This window comes from Pelagimonas sp. KU-00592-HH (assembly GCF_040369695.1).
GTDB lineage: Bacteria > Pseudomonadota > Alphaproteobacteria > Rhodobacterales > Rhodobacteraceae > Shimia.
Genome location: NZ_BAABWM010000004.1, coordinates 333,606 through 348,511, shown reverse-complemented (window position 1 = coordinate 348,511; position 14,906 = coordinate 333,606). Strand labels below are relative to the sequence as shown.

At 58.0% G+C, this 14,906-nt stretch carries 10 protein-coding genes and 1 tRNA gene; 6 read left to right on the top strand and 5 right to left on the bottom strand.

Annotated features, from left to right (window positions below; genetic code table 11):
* Position 1: 1 nt before the first annotated feature.
* The 3 genes from gltB to ABWV42_RS16945 all read right to left on the bottom strand — a co-directional run bounded on the left by gltB (position 2) and on the right by ABWV42_RS16945 (position 6,872).
* Entirely contained in the window at positions 2-4,540 is a 4,539-nt protein-coding gene (gene gltB / locus ABWV42_RS16955; protein WP_255107074.1) for a glutamate synthase large subunit, read from the bottom strand.
* Positions 4,541-4,691: 151 nt separating this feature from the next.
* On the bottom strand, positions 4,692-5,360 hold the full coding sequence (locus ABWV42_RS16950; RefSeq protein ID WP_353341210.1) for a hypothetical protein: 669 nt from the start codon (positions 5,358-5,360) through the stop codon (positions 4,692-4,694).
* Between the two features lie 78 nt (positions 5,361-5,438).
* Positions 5,439-6,872 (bottom strand): NAD(P)-dependent oxidoreductase, encoded by a 1,434-nt coding sequence (locus ABWV42_RS16945; RefSeq protein WP_353341209.1) that lies wholly within the window; start codon positions 6,870-6,872, stop codon positions 5,439-5,441.
* A gap of 222 nt (positions 6,873-7,094) precedes the next feature.
* On the opposite strand from ABWV42_RS16945, the gene ABWV42_RS16940 reads away from it, so the two are divergent.
* Positions 7,095-7,898 (top strand): undecaprenyl-diphosphate phosphatase, encoded by an 804-nt coding sequence (locus ABWV42_RS16940; RefSeq protein WP_353341208.1) that lies wholly within the window; start codon positions 7,095-7,097, stop codon positions 7,896-7,898.
* 54 nt (positions 7,899-7,952) lie between these two features.
* On the opposite strand, the gene ABWV42_RS16935 is transcribed toward ABWV42_RS16940, so the two are convergent.
* Positions 7,953-8,930, bottom strand: coding sequence for a complex I NDUFA9 subunit family protein (locus tag ABWV42_RS16935; RefSeq protein ID WP_255107078.1), 978 nt, complete (start codon positions 8,928-8,930; stop codon positions 7,953-7,955).
* Between the two features lie 224 nt (positions 8,931-9,154).
* Here ABWV42_RS16935 and ABWV42_RS16930 point away from each other — a divergent pair.
* A tRNA-Leu gene (locus tag ABWV42_RS16930) sits at positions 9,155-9,241 on the top strand.
* Between the two features lie 675 nt (positions 9,242-9,916).
* Here ABWV42_RS16930 and ABWV42_RS16925 read toward each other — a convergent pair.
* Positions 9,917-10,654, bottom strand: coding sequence for a GntR family transcriptional regulator (locus ABWV42_RS16925; protein ID WP_353341207.1), 738 nt, complete (start codon positions 10,652-10,654; stop codon positions 9,917-9,919).
* A gap of 156 nt (positions 10,655-10,810) precedes the next feature.
* Between ABWV42_RS16925 and ABWV42_RS16920 the strand changes: the two genes are divergently transcribed.
* From ABWV42_RS16920 to ABWV42_RS16905, 4 genes are all read left to right on the top strand, one after another.
* Positions 10,811-11,827, top strand: a complete 1,017-nt coding sequence (locus ABWV42_RS16920) for a transporter substrate-binding domain-containing protein (protein ID WP_353341206.1) — start codon at positions 10,811-10,813, stop codon at positions 11,825-11,827.
* 69 nt (positions 11,828-11,896) lie between these two features.
* Positions 11,897-13,066, top strand: a complete 1,170-nt coding sequence (locus tag ABWV42_RS16915; protein WP_353341205.1) for an amino acid ABC transporter permease — start codon at positions 11,897-11,899, stop codon at positions 13,064-13,066.
* A 9-nt stretch (positions 13,067-13,075) separates the two neighbouring features.
* Positions 13,076-14,146, top strand: a complete 1,071-nt coding sequence (locus tag ABWV42_RS16910; protein ID WP_353341204.1) for an amino acid ABC transporter permease — start codon at positions 13,076-13,078, stop codon at positions 14,144-14,146.
* Between the two features lie 11 nt (positions 14,147-14,157).
* Entirely contained in the window at positions 14,158-14,904 is a 747-nt protein-coding gene (locus tag ABWV42_RS16905; RefSeq protein ID WP_353341203.1) for an amino acid ABC transporter ATP-binding protein, read from the top strand.
* The last annotated feature ends 2 nt before the right edge of the window (positions 14,905-14,906 follow it).

The following is a 14,906-nucleotide window of genomic DNA, read 5'->3' as shown; positions in this document are numbered from 1 at the left end:
TTTATTCTGCCGGAACAGCTTCCGGCTCTTCCGAAAGCGGTGCCGGCAGGTGCGCCAGCATTTCCTTCGGACAGACCTGAAGGAAGTTGGCCTTTTCGATATCCCAGTGTTGAAGGATATCCGCACCCTTGCGGCTACCGGTTTCCGCGACATGGCGCTCGATCAGGCCCTTGAGCTGATCTTCCCAGTGCTGCACCGCGACCGGACAGGTCACCAGCGTTTCAAGGTTCATCATGTCGGTTGCCTTGCCTTCCGGATCGTAGAGATAGGCCATGCCACCGGTCATACCCGCGCCAAAGTTGGCACCGATCGAACCGAGGATCACGGCAACGCCACCGGTCATGTATTCGCAACCACATGCGCCGCAGCCTTCGATGACCACCTTGGCACCCGAGTTCCGCACCGCGAAACGTTCGCCTGCACGGCCTGCCGCAAAGAGGAAACCATCGGTGGCACCGTAAAGCACCGTGTTGCCAATGATGGTATTGTCTGACGCGGTCAACGGGCTGGCCATCGGCGGGCGCACAACAACCGTACCACCCGACAGACCCTTGCCGACATAGTCGTTTGCATCGCCCGAAACCTCGATCTTGAGGCCCGGAGCCGCGAAGGCACCCAGAGACTGACCGGCAGACCCGGTGAGTTTCACCGTCAGGTGATCCTCTTGCAGCGCGTTGCGCATGCCGAAGTTGCGGACGATATGCGAGGACGTGCGCGTGCCCACGGTGCGGTGCGTGTTCTGCACCGCATAGGACAGCTGCATCTTTTCACCGTCTTCAAGGAAGCGGTGCGCATCACGTACGATTTCCGCGTCCAGCGTATCCGGAACCGCGTTACGGTCCTTGTTGCGATCGTAAACGATGTCCTTGGCACCATCGACGGTGATCAGGAGCGGGTTGAGATCGAGATCATCAAGATGCGCCGAACCACGCGACACCTGCGCCAGAAGGTCGGCACGGCCAATCACTTCGTCCAGCGAGCGGGCACCGATCGAGGCGAGGATTTCGCGAACTTCCTGAGCGTAGAAGGTGATGAGGTTCACAACCTTGTCTGCCGAACCGGTGTATTTTGCACGCAGCTCAGGGTCTTGCGTACAGACGCCAACCGGACAGGTATTCGACTGGCACTGACGCACCATGATACAGCCCATCGCGATCAGAGCGGCAGTACCGATGCCGTATTCCTCGGCACCCATCATCGCAGCCATGACAATGTCACGACCGGTCCGCAGGCCACCATCGGTCCGCAGGGTAACGCGATCACGCAGGTTGTTCATTGCGAGAACCTGATGCGCTTCGGTCAGGCCCATCTCCCACGGCAGACCCGCGTATTTGATCGAGGTCGCCGGCGACGCACCGGTACCACCGTTGTGGCCCGAGATCAGGATGATGTCGGCTTTTGCCTTGGCCACACCGGCCGCAATCGTGCCAACGCCCGAAGACGCCACAAGCTTCACCGTCACCTTGCAGCGCGGGTTGATCTGTTTCAGGTCATAGATCAGCTGCGCCAGGTCTTCGATCGAATAGATATCGTGGTGCGGCGGCGGCGAGATCAGGGTCACACCCTTGGTCGAGTGACGCAGGCGCGCAATCAGGTCGGTCACTTTCATGCCCGGCAGCTGACCACCCTCACCCGGTTTCGCACCCTGGGCGACCTTGATCTCAAGTTCTTCACACTGGTTCAGGTATTCGGCAGTCACACCGAAACGACCCGAAGCCACCTGTTTGATCTTGGCCGACGGGTTGTCGCCGTTCGGCTCGGGAACGAAGTGTGCCGGATCTTCCCCGCCTTCACCCGAGTCAGACTTGGCACCGATCCGGTTCATCGCCACGTTCAGCGTCTTGTGTGCCTCTGGGCTAAGCGCGCCCAGCGACATGCCCGGCGTCACGAAACGCTTACGGATCGCGGTGATCGACTCGACTTCTTCGATCGGCACCGGCTTGCCCAGCGCCTTGATGTCGAGAAGATCACGCAGATGGATCGGCGGGTTGGCCTGCATCGCCTTGGAGTAGTTCTTCCAAAGCTCGTAGGATGCACGGTTACAGGCCGCCTGCATCATGTGCATGGTCTGCGCGCCCCAGGCGTGGGTCTCACCGGATTTCCGCGCCTTGTAGAAGCCACCAATCGGCAGAACGCTTGTACCTTCACCAAAGGCTTGGGCATGGATTTCCGCCACCTTGGTCTGGATACCGCTGACACCGATACCCGAGATCCGCGAGGTCATGCCGGGGAAGTACTCGGCGCACATCGCACGCGACAGGCCGACGGCCTCAAAGTTCAGGCCACCGCGGTAGGAAGACACAACCGAGATACCCATCTTCGCCATGATCTTGAGAAGACCCTGGTCGATAGCATCGCGATAACGGGCAACAGCCGTCGTCAGATCAACATCCAACAGACCGCGCTCGATGCGTTCAGCCAGCGAATCCTCGGCAAGGTAAGCGTTCACGACGGTCGCACCGGCACCGATCAGCACGGCAAAGTAGTGCGGGTCGATACACTCGGCCGACCGCACATTCAGCGAACAGAACGTCCGCAGGCCCTTGCGGGTCAGGTGGCTGTGCACGGCGCTGGTAGCGAGGATCATCGGCATCGCAACGCGCTCGGCATTCTGGCCTTCGTCGCTCAGGACAATGTGTCCGGCGCCCGAACGAACGGCGTCTTCTGCTTCCGAACGGATACGGGCCAGACCGGCTTGAAGCGCACCGCTGCCTTCATCGGCGCCAAAGGTACAGTCGATACGCACTACGGTGTCGTCAAAAGCTTCCAGAAGACGCTCGAACTGGGCCGTGCCCACGAACGGGCTTTCCAGCATCACGATTTCGGTCTGCGATCCGTCTTCGTCCAGCACGTTCTTGAGGTTCCCGAACCGGGTTTTCAGCGACATCACACGATATTCACGCAGGCTGTCGATCGGCGGGTTGGTTACCTGGCTGAAGTTCTGGCGGAAGAAGTGGCTGAGCGGGCGGTATTTCTTGGACAGAACCGCGCTCGGGGTATCGTCACCCATCGAGGCAATCGCCTCTTTGCCATCCTCGGCCATCGGCGCGAGGATCTGTTCAAGCTCTTCCATCGTGTAACCGGCCGCGATCTGGCGCTGACGCAGTTCTTCACCTTCGAACATGGCCTTCTCGGTCACGCCCTTCAGCACGGTTTCAAGATCTTTAATCTTGCCGACCCAGTCACCATAGGGGCGCGATTCAGCCAGCGAATCCTTGAGTTCGGTGTCGTGGTACAGCTTGCCCTCGGCCATATCGACCGCGATCATCTGACCAGGGCCAAGCGCGCCTTTTTCGACAACAGTGGCCTCGTCGGTCGGCACCATGCCGGCTTCGGAGCCCGAAATCAGAAGGCCGTCGCCGGTCACGACATAGCGCATCGGGCGCAGGCCGTTCCGGTCAAGACCGGCACAGACCCAGCGGCCATCGGTCATCGCCAGAGCGGCCGGACCATCCCAGGGCTCCATGACCGAGTTGCAGTACGAATACATGTCACGCCAGCTTTGCGGCAGTTCTACCGCCTGCTTCGACCAGCTTTCCGGAACCAGCATGGTTTTCGCCATCGGCGCCGAGCGACCGGCACGCACCATGACTTCGAACACACCATCAAGCGCCGCCGAATCCGAAGCACCGCCCGGAACAATCGGTTTGATGTCGTCTGCAAGCTCACCAAAGAACGACGAGGCCATGCGAATTTCGTGGCTCTTCATCCAGTTCAGGTTGCCCTTCAGGGTGTTGATCTCACCGTTGTGCGCCAACATGCGGAACGGCTGAGCCAACCACCACTGCGGGAAAGTGTTGGTCGAATAACGTTGGTGATAGAGCGCGAAAGCCGATTCAAAACGCTCGTCCTGAAGATCCGGGTAGAACACGGCGACCTGCTCGGCCAGCATCATGCCCTTGTAAATGATCGAACGACAGGACAGCGACGCAATGTAGAGGCCGGCAATCGACGCGGCGATGGCGGCCTTCTCGATACGGCGACGGATCACATAGAGTTCGCGCTCGAAGGTCTCTTCATCAACACCCTTGGAATTCGAGATCAGGATCTGCTCGATCTCGGGGCGAGTGGCGTTGGCCTTTTCACCCAGACAGGTCACATCGACCGGCACATGACGCCAGCCATAGATGCGGTAGCCCATCTTCAGAACTTCGGTTTCCACGATAGTCCGGCACGCTTCCTGCGCTCCGTGGTCGGTGCGGGGAAGGAACACCTGTCCAACTGCAATCAGCTCGTCCATCTGCGGCTCGTGGCCAGTGCGACGCACCTGATCATAGAAGAACGGTACCGGAATTTGCACATGGATACCCGCGCCATCACCGGTCTTGCCGTCGGCATCAACGGCACCACGGTGCCAGATCGCTTTCAGCGCAGTGATGCCTGCCTCGACAACCTTGCGGCTGGGTTTGCCATCGATCGACACCACAAGGCCGACACCGCAGGAAGAATGCTCTTCCTCTTCACTGTAGAGACCATTCTCGGCCATCCACGCGCGCTTGGCTTCTTCCTCGCGAACCCAGTTCTCGTCATATTTGGTCATTGGCGTTCTCCTGTCCCCGGTCTGGGGTATTCTCGCTGCGCTGTCCGTCGGCATTCCGGGGAGGACCCGATCGCCTGCATCAAACTGCGCGGTATATTTCTTGCGCCCAAGGCGCGGTTATGTGTTGTCGTGGTGTCCGGATCGAAATGAATTAAGATCCGCTACACCCCGCGGGGCGTTGTGTGCTCATGAAACCCGGCGCACCGGGGCGAATGATCTGGGTGGGTGTCCAGGCCAGCTTCTGGGTCTTGCCGAACTGTTCGATCTCGACTTCACCCTCGATGAAGAAGGACGCGTCCGGAGCAGCAAAAACCTCGAAGGACCACTGCGACGACACGCCGTTTTTCTTAACCGTCATCGTGCGCACCAAGGTCCCCTTGCGGAAAGTCTCGCCGCTGATCCGCACTTCCTCGTCGCCGATGGTCAGTGCCGATTCCAGCAGAACCGCATTGCCCTGAAGGACCCCCGACGAGAAGCTCATGTCGCGTGTCCCAAGGCTCTCACCAGTGGCAAGCGCCGTTGTCAAAGAGGCTTCCGGAGCGCTGCCTTCGGCCACGGTTACATCGGTGCGACCACCATCAGCCTGATACTCGACCAAGTCCCAATCGGGGCCAAAGTAGTGCGAGTCGCTCAGCTTGCCGTTTTCAAAACTGTGAACTTCAACGCGATTACCGCATTGCAGATAGTTCGACACCATGCAGCTCTCGCGATGCACAGTGGCAACCGCAACGCAGCCTTCAGGAACAGCTTGCTCTTGCGCGAATGCGGTGGTCCCCACACAGGCGGCAAGAACGGTGACAAACAGTGCTGTTTTCGTCATGTCCCTTTTCCTTTTCTGCTTGGTGCGGATTGCAAATCCGCCCTGGCCAAAATGGCTGTTTACCCCTGCAAACAGGAATTACTCTGCTGCAACCGACGATGCTTTTTCAAAGCGCTCGATGATGGCATCGGCGCAATCGCGGCCATCCTTGATCGCCCAAACGACAAGCGAAGCGCCGCGCACGATATCACCAACAGCATAGACGCCGTCCATCGCGGTCGCACCGGTGGTAAATGCCGCTTTCACGGTGCCCCAGCGGGTCACTTCCAGCGCCTCTTCGCCCCACAGCGTCGGCAGGTCTTCCGGCTCGAAGCCTAGCGCCTTAATCACAAGGTCTGCTTCTTCGACATAGTCGGCACCTTCGATTACTTCCGGCGATTGGCGGCCGGATGCGTCCGGTTGGCCAAGGCGCATACGCTGAACCATCACGCCATTGACCGGATCACCGGTAAAGCCCTTGGGCGCGGCAAGCCATTCAAAGACAACGCCTTCTTCCTCGGCATTGTTGGTTTCACGTTGCGAGCCTGGCATGTTGGCGCGGTCACGACGATACAGGCATTTCACGCTTTCCGCGCCCTGGCGGATCGCGGTCCGGACACAGTCCATCGCGGTATCACCACCACCGATCACGACAACCTTCTTACCTTCCGCGTTCAACTCGCCGCTTTCGTATTCGGCAACCGTGTCGCCAAAGTTCAGGCGGTTCGAACAGGTCAGGTAGTCGATTGCGCGGACAATGCCTTTTGCACCAGCACCCGGTCCACCCAGATCACGCGACTTGTAAACACCCGTAGCGATAATCACGGCGTCATGCGCAGCCCGCAGGTCGGCAAACGAGATGTCTTCACCAACATTGCAGTTCTGCTTGAACTCAACGCCACCCTGCTCAAGCAGGTCAACGCGGCGCATCACGACGTCTTTCTCGAGCTTGAAGCCCGGAATACCATAGGTCAGCAGGCCGCCGGCACGGTCGTGACGGTCATAAACGGTGACCTTGAAACCTGCGCGGCGCAGACGTTCCGCAGCCGCGAGGCCACCCGGGCCGGCACCGATGATGCCAACGCTTTCCGCGCGCTCCACCGACGGCGTGATCGGCTTGACCCAACCTTCTTCCCATGCCGTATCGGTGATGTATTTCTCGACCGAACCGATGGTCACGGTGCCGTGGCCCGACTGTTCGATCACACAGTTGCCTTCGCACAGACGGTCCTGCGGGCAGATGCGGCCACAGATTTCCGGGAAGGTGTTGGTGGCCTGCGACGTGGCATAGGCTTCTTCCAGACGGCCGGTCGCAGTCAGGCGCAGCCAGTCGGGAATGTTGTTGTGCAGCGGGCAATGCGCCTGGCAATAGGGCACGCCACATTGCGAGCAGCGGCTCGATTGCTCGGCAGCTTTCGCATGCGCATACTCGGCATAGATTTCATGGAAATCCTTGTTCCGCTCGCCCGCGTCACGCTTCTCCGGCATGTCACGATCAACGGTCACAAATTTCAGCATGGGTTGCTTGGCCACGGCAGCTGCCTCCTGATTTGTCTGGTGACGCGTGTTTAAGCAATGTTGAAACCGAGTAAAAGTCAATTGTACTGACCTATTTGAAGAAAATTTCCAATCTCAGATGGCGAAAAGGTGCTGAAAACCACATTTTTAAATCCGATCCGGACCTAAATTCAGAGTTTCTTTTTTATTACAATATCTTATACCATGCCCCAAATACAACGCGCGGACAGGGGTCAGATGAGCTTCTTTCACATTCTTCTGGTGGCCATCATCCAGGGCATCACCGAATTCCTGCCGGTGAGCTCTTCCGGGCACCTGATTCTCCTTCCGAATCTCACGGGATTCGCCGATCAGGGGCAGGCAATTGACGTGGCCGTACACATCGGAACGCTTGGCGCTGTGGTCCTGTTCTTCTGGTCGGATGTGCGCAGCGCTCTGGTCGGGCTGCCCCGCCTTCTCACCGGCAAGATCGATACGCCCGGCAGCAAACTCGCCTTCCTCCTCATCATGGCAACCATCCCGGTCATCCTGTTCGGCATCACCCTGAAACTCACCGGATTGGACGACGCCATGCGCTCGATGGCCGTGATTGGATGGACCATGCTCGGCTTTGGTATTCTCCTGTGGTGGATGGACCAGCGCGGCCCCTCCGAGAAGACCGCCGCAGGATGGAACCTGCGCGATGCCCTGATCATGGGGGTCTGGCAGGCAATCGCCCTGATTCCCGGCACCTCCCGATCCGGCATCACGATCACCGGCGCACGTCATCTTGGCTATGAACGCTCCGATGCCGCCCGCCTTTCCATGCTGATGTCGATCCCGACGATCATCGCAAGCGGCGTCTTGCTGGGTGCAGAAGTCGCCGGTAACGCCGACATGCAAACCGCCCGCGATGGCGCCATCGCGGCAGTCTTCGCCTTCTTCGCCGCCCTCCTGGCGTTGAAGTTCATGATGCAACTTCTCCGCTCGGTCAGCTTCACGCCCTACGTGATCTACCGCGTCGCTCTTGGCATCATCCTTCTGGCCATCGCCTACAGCTAAAGAAAAAGGCGGGCCACATTGGACCCGCCTTGCGATTTCCAAACCCGAAAGCAATCAGGCGTTCAGGTTCTTTGCCGAATCCTTGATGGCGTCATACTGGCCCGACGGGCGGAAGCGCCACAGATAGTCGGCCAGAACCGCATCGGTGCTTGTCGGCTCGATGCCCAGATCGGCAAAGCCCTTGGCGTCTTCCGAAACCACATTGTCGTTCCGCAGCAGCTTGATCTGGTCGCGGGTGATGATCTTGTTTTCGATCAGCCCCATCAGAACCGCCTGCACCATGTCACAGCCCCAGGCCATGAGACGTGCCACAAAGAACGGCATATTCACGATCAGGCGGCGACGGTGCGCAACGTCAATGGACTTTTGCGCCCATTCCCGCAGCGTGCCCACATCAGGACCGCCCAGTTCATAAACACCCTGCGCCTCGCCCAGAATGCCCTTCACGGCCGCCTTGGCAACATCGTCAACGTAAACCGGCTGGAACTTGGTATCGCCGCCGATCACGGGCAGGATCGGGCCAAGGCGCGACATGGACGCAAAGCGGTTGAAGAACCCGTCATCGGGCCCAAAGATCACGGAGGGGCGCAGGATCATCGCGTTCGGCATATGCGCGAGAACCGCTTCCTCGCCCTCTACCTTGGCCTTGGCATAGCCGCTGTCCGAGGCGGTGTCCGCGATGGCCGAGATCTGCACCATCGTGTCAATGCCTGCCTCTGCGGCCAGACGCGCAACACGACCGGCGCCTTCCGCCATAACCGCATCAAAGGTGTTCTTGCGGTGCTCCCCCAGAACGCCAACGCAGTTCACAACCGCATCGGCACCATCCATCGCAAGTGCAACCGAGGCATCATCGCGAATATTGCAGAGAACCGGCTCAACTTGCCCGACCGCACCGTAAGGTTTTACGAACATCGCCTCGTTGGGACGGCGCACGGCCACGCGCACGCGCCAGCCCTCTTTCGCCATACGTTGCGCAATGTGGCGCCCGACAAAGCCCGAGCCGCCATAGATGGTCACAAGTTTCGGCATGGGAACCCTCCGCTTCTTGAATTCCTGTTTTCGGAATACGCCCGTTGCGCCGCGGGAACAAGGCGCAAACCCCGTACCGCGACAAGAATCCCCTTTAATTCCGAAAGAATTGGAAAGGCGCGCAACAGCCACCCCGAAAGTTCATGATAGAAAATTTAAATTTCTTTCAGAATCGCGTTGACACCCCCCGCCACGAGGCTTAAACGCCTGCCTCACCAACCCGTGCCCAGATGGCGGAATTGGTAGACGCGCTAGCTTCAGGTGCTAGTGTCCGTATGGACGTGGAGGTTCGAGTCCTCTTCTGGGCACCAAATTCCCCGAAATGATATATCCACAAAGCCTTGCTCAGGTGTCGCCAGTTTGGTCCACTCTTCCATCCAGCTTTTGAGGCGCTAATTTCTCAGTATGCGAGAAATTTTTCCAACGAGCTCTCAGTAACCAACTCTAGAATTCGCGCATGCAGCTCAGTGCCCGAACCAAGCAATATCTTCCCTTTGCACTTCGCCCTAATGAAATGCATTTGACGTCAGCGCTTGTGTGTCCAAATAGCGATCCTCCAATTTGCGGGACAATCTATGCCAGTTGGTTGACCAGTTCAGATGGGGCATCCCAACACCGACGTAATCGACGAAACGATCACGCGTTTGGCGGATAATTGGGAAGGCGATGAAGCTGCAGATGGGATTGATGCCCCCCTAAACAAATCCCGGCCATCGTGGGCACAAAACGATTTGGAAAAATGAAGGCACTTTTTCTGTTCCGACTGAGATCCTTCAGTGCCGAGAAACTTCTACGTCGGGAAGTCCTCGTTGCGGGCAGGAAAGGGAAAAATGAAACTCCGATTTTTTTGAATGCAATCTGGGTCAGTCTGGGGGGTGCAGTCTTCCGCCGTGAATTTCAGGTAGGATGGTCTTGGCCGAATGCTTTGCCTTTTGCTTCTGGGAAGGAGCGCGTCAACCTAGAAACAGCTAGTAAACAACAAAGGTTCACGAAATCTGAAGTTTGAAATCCTCGTGATACTTGGCCTGCAAGAAATCAAAGAACCGGTCGTGGAACAAGGCAGTGTGTTCATGCGCCAATCGGTCTGCGGCATCAGCGTCTTGCCGTTCAATGGCTTCGATCATGGTGAAGTGTTCGGGACCGAGGCTGCGGCCTTTGACCGAGTTTTTCGTGAACTCGAAATGCATGTGCAGGATTCGGCGACCCTCATCGAGAAGGCGACCATAAGATTCCATTAGGTAAGGATTCCTGCCGGCTTTTGCGACCGCCATGTGAAAGGCCTTGTTAGTAGCGGACATGTCGAGGTGGTCTTCGCTGCGGCAGGCGTCTTCATAGGCTTCAGCGCATTGCTTCATTTCTGTCAGATCAGCCTCGGTGCGGTATTGAGCTGCCAGCCGTGTCGTGATGCGTTGGAGCAAGTCCAATGCCTCGACGTACCTTGGGAACTCCATAAGGTTGATCGGGGTCACGATGGTCGTTCGGTTGGAGAGCATTTCGACCATACCCTCGGCAGACAATCGCACCAATGCTTCGCGAATCGGAGAGCGTGACATGGCGAACCTTTCGGCCAGAGCCGCCTCATCCAACGGGGTGCCAGGCGAAAGGTCCAACTCGAGAATCTCGCGCTTTAAGGTCTCGTAGACATGTCGACCGCCCCCGCCCCGAGCCGGCTTTGCTGTTGGTTTGGCTTTCTTTTTTACCTTGGTCGTTGTTTCGGATGCCATGAGGGCCTCTTGAGAAAGAATTGCATGCGAAAGAGAGCATTTCCAAAATATATTGACTTGTCGACGAACTGTCGACTAATTTCCTGCAACCATTCACGTCGACGAACTGTCGACAAAGATCCGGGCGGAAAACTCGGGGCAACAGAGGAGACCGAAATGAAACTCAAAATGCTTGCACTGGCAGCTGCGGGCCTTCTGGCGGCAGGATCAGCGATGGCTGAAAGCCGTCTGGATACCGTTAAGGAACGCGGCAAGTTGATGTGCTCTGGGCACAACGGCAGCTATCTGGGCTTTGCCGAAGTGGACGATCAGGGTAAATGGAAAGGCCTGGACATCGACCTTTGCCGCGGATTGGCCGCATCATTGTTTGGCCAGGCCGACGGCAACCTAGAAATCGTTCCAATCAGCTGGGCGCAGCGTTGGCCTGCGCTGCAGTCGGGCGATGTAGATGTCATCATCAAGCTTTCGGGCTGGAGCCAGAGCCGCGATACCGAATTGAACCTGGCCTTCTCGCGCCCCTATTTCGTGGCGTCGTTCCACGTGATGGTGAACACTGATCTGGGTGCCGAAAGCGTGGCCGATCTGGATGGTGGCTCAATCTGTGTGTCGGCCGGAACCTCGACCGAACGCTTCCTGGCCGCATATATCGAAAAGCTGGGTATCGAGGCTGAACTGATCGTATTTGAAAGTGGCGACGAGGTGCGCAGCGCCTACTTCAACGGCCGCTGTGACGGCCTGACCCTGCTGGCACCTCCGCTGGCCGCTGCCCGCGCCAAGTCGGCTGACCCGTCAGCCCATGTTATTCTGCCCGACGTGATCGCGCTGGAGCCCGAAGGCATCATCGTGCCCGAAGGCGATCCAAAATGGTTGGACGTTCAGAACTGGATGGTCAGCTCGCTTTGGTTCGCTGAGCTGCACGGCATCACCCAAGCCAATGTGGACGAAATCCGCGCCAACCCGCCGTCGGCCCAGATCGGCAAGTTCCTGGGTGTAACCCCGGGCTATGGCGAACGCCTGGGTCTGTCGGATGACTGGGCCTACAACCTGATCAAAGAGGTTGGCAACTACGCCGAGATCTTCGATCGCAACGTGGGTGAGCCCTATGGCCTGCCGCGGGCGATGAATAACCTCTACACCAACGGCGGCGTGTTCGTCCCGCTGATGGTTGACTAAACCTCCCCCCTGCCGGGGCCCTTCGGGGCCTCGGCCCCTCTTCCTTGTTGATCACGGGAGCCTTGCCGGATGTTTGCGCTTCTCAAGAAAAAATCTGTTCGGGATAAGGTGTTTCAGGCCGGTTTCGTTGGCGGGCTGCTTGCACTGATGATCCTGTTTGCGGTGACCGCCCGGATCAATCTGGACGCGCAGGGCCTGACCTCGGGCTTTGGGTTCCTGAACCGGGCGACCGGCTGGGACGTGAATTTCTCACTGATCGAGTTCGACACCTCAGACACCTATCTAAAGGTGATCTGGGTTGGTTTGCTGAACTCCTTGTTCCTTGGCGCGATCTCGTTGTCGATCGCCACCGTCCTGGGCACTGTCATTGGCATTATGCGAGTATCAGGCAACGAGATGGCCGAGCTCATTGGTGCCAGTTTCGTTGAACTCTTTCGAAATATCCCACTGCTGCTGCAGCTGTTCTTCTGGTACGCGATCCTTACATCGCTGCCCAAGCCGAAGCAGGCGCTGGATATCGGCGGCATTGCCTTTGTGAGTGGCAGAGGCATTTACCTGCCGGGGCTGAATGTCAGTGGCGGATCAGTCTTTGTGGCGGTGGCGATCATCACAGCAGCACTTGGTCTGATGCTATGGCTGAAAACCGCCCGGCGCTTTGCACAGACGGATGAAACGCGCAAAACTTCGATGGTTCGCGGTTTGTGGCTGGGTGTATTGGTAACGGTTGTGGCAACCCTGTGGATCGGGCGCATTCCTGAAACACCGCTTGTGAACTTGCCATATCTTAAGGGGCTGAATTTCAGAGAAGGTGTTCGTATTTCACCCGAGCTTCTTTCCTGTATCGTGGCCATTTCGATATATGGTGCGGCCTATATCGGCGAGATTGTGCGCGCAGGCTTCAATGCCGTGGGCAAGGGGCAATCCGAAGCCGGGCACGCGCTTGGTTTGACCCAATGGCAGATATTCAGCCGCATTCGTCTGCCGCTGGCCATCCGTGCGGTGCTGCCGACACTGATCAACCAGTATGTCTGGCTGTTCAAGTCGACAACGATTGGTATTGCTATCGGCTTCGTCGACTTCTTCTTCGTGATCTCCACCGCGATCAACCAATCGGGCCAGACGCTCGAGCTGATCGCCATCCTGATGGGCGGGTTCCTGGCCATCAACTACTCAATGGCCTGGGTGCTGAACCGCGTGAACGACGCGATCAAGCTCAAGGGCACGCAGCTGCGCACCTGAGGAACGATCATGGCCAAGACCTATCATACCCCGACCTTCTTCGAGAATGTGCGTGCGCGTTACTTCTCGACCCGCCTGGACACTGTCATGACCATAGGGTTCGGTGCATTTGTAGCATGGATCCTTTGGAACCTGCTGGACTGGGGCGTGTTGAACGCCACCTTCTCACAGGAACACCGCGACCATTGTGGCCACGGGAGCGGTGGGGCCTGCTGGGCAGTGATTGACGCACGTTGGCGGCTGATCCTGTTCGGGCTGTATCCCTTTGAAGAGCAATGGCGTTCGGCAATTGCCTGCATCGTCATGGTGTTGGTTGGTGGGCTGTCCTGTGTACCGTGGTTCTGGAATGCACGACGGATCGCTCTGCTGTGGGTCGCCGGGTTCGCCACCTTCTATGTCCTGATGCGCGGTGGCTATTTCGGCCTGACGGAGGTGACCGAGCAGAATTGGGGCGGGCTGTCGCTGACTATTTTCATTTTTGCGACAGTGATCCTGATGGGCATGCCGATGGCCATCGTCTTTGCCCTGCTGCGTCGTTCGGAGCTTCCTTGGATAGCCCGCACCATGGCACTGGTGATCGACACCATCCGGTCACTGCCACTCTTGTCGATCATGTTCACCTTTGCCATCGTGCTGCCCTTCGTGCTGCCGGGCTGGGCCGTGGGGGACAAGCTCTATCGTGTAATTGTCGGCTACGCCCTGTTCTTTGCCTGTTATCAGGCCGAGATCATCCGGGGTGGTATGCAGGCCCTGCCAGCCGGGCAGGAAGAGGCCGCCAAAGCACTGGGAATGGGATACTGGCAGCGGATCGGCTATGTCGTGCTGCCACAGGCCTTCCGGAACGCCCTTCCGCCGACAATCAACCAGTTCGTAATCACCTTCAAGGAAACCTCACTGGTCGTCATCATCGGTTTCTTCGAAATCCTTGCGTCAGGCAACGCTGCCTATGGCACTGCCGAATGGAATTTCGCTCATGTGGAAGTCTATTGCTTCGTCGCGCTGATCTATTTCACTTTCGTCTTCGCCCTGTCGCGCTACGGCGCCTATCTTGAACGCCGCCTGAGCGTTGCATCCCGCTAAGGAGCCCGCAGATGTCCGATACCAACACCGCCGTCCGCATTGCTGAAATGGACAAATACTATGGGTCGTTCCACGCCCTGAAGGGGATCAACCTGACCGTGGAAAAGGGCGAGCGGATTGTCGTTTGCGGCCCATCCGGATCTGGCAAGTCCACCCTGATCCGCTGTATCAACAAGCTTGAGGATTATCATGGCGGTTCGATCAACGTGCTGGGGACCGAGCTGGACGACAACCTGGATCACATCGACGAGATCCGGCGCGAGACGGGTATGGTGTTCCAACACTTCAACCTGTTCCCGCATATGACGATTCTGGAAAACTGCACTCTGGCACCGATCTTGGTGCGCAAGCAGCCACGTGCCGAGGCGGAACAGATCGCCATGGAATATCTAACCAAGGTGAAAATCCCCGAGCAGGCCGACAAGTACCCCGGCCAATTGTCAGGCGGTCAGCAGCAGCGTGTCGCCATCGCCCGTGCGCTTTGTATGCGACCGGAGATCATGCTGTTTGATGAACCTACTTCGGCGCTGGATCCCGAGATGATTTCCGAAGTGCTGGACGTCATGGTGAGCCTTGCAGACGAGGGCATGACAATGATCTGTGTTACCCACGAAATGGGCTTTGCCCGCCAGGTCGCCGACCGGGTGATCTTCATGGCGGATGGCGAGATCGTCGAGCAGGGGCCGCCGGATCAGTTCTTCGATAACCCGCAACACGAGCGTACCCGCACCTTCCTGAGCCAGGTGATTGGCCACTAAAG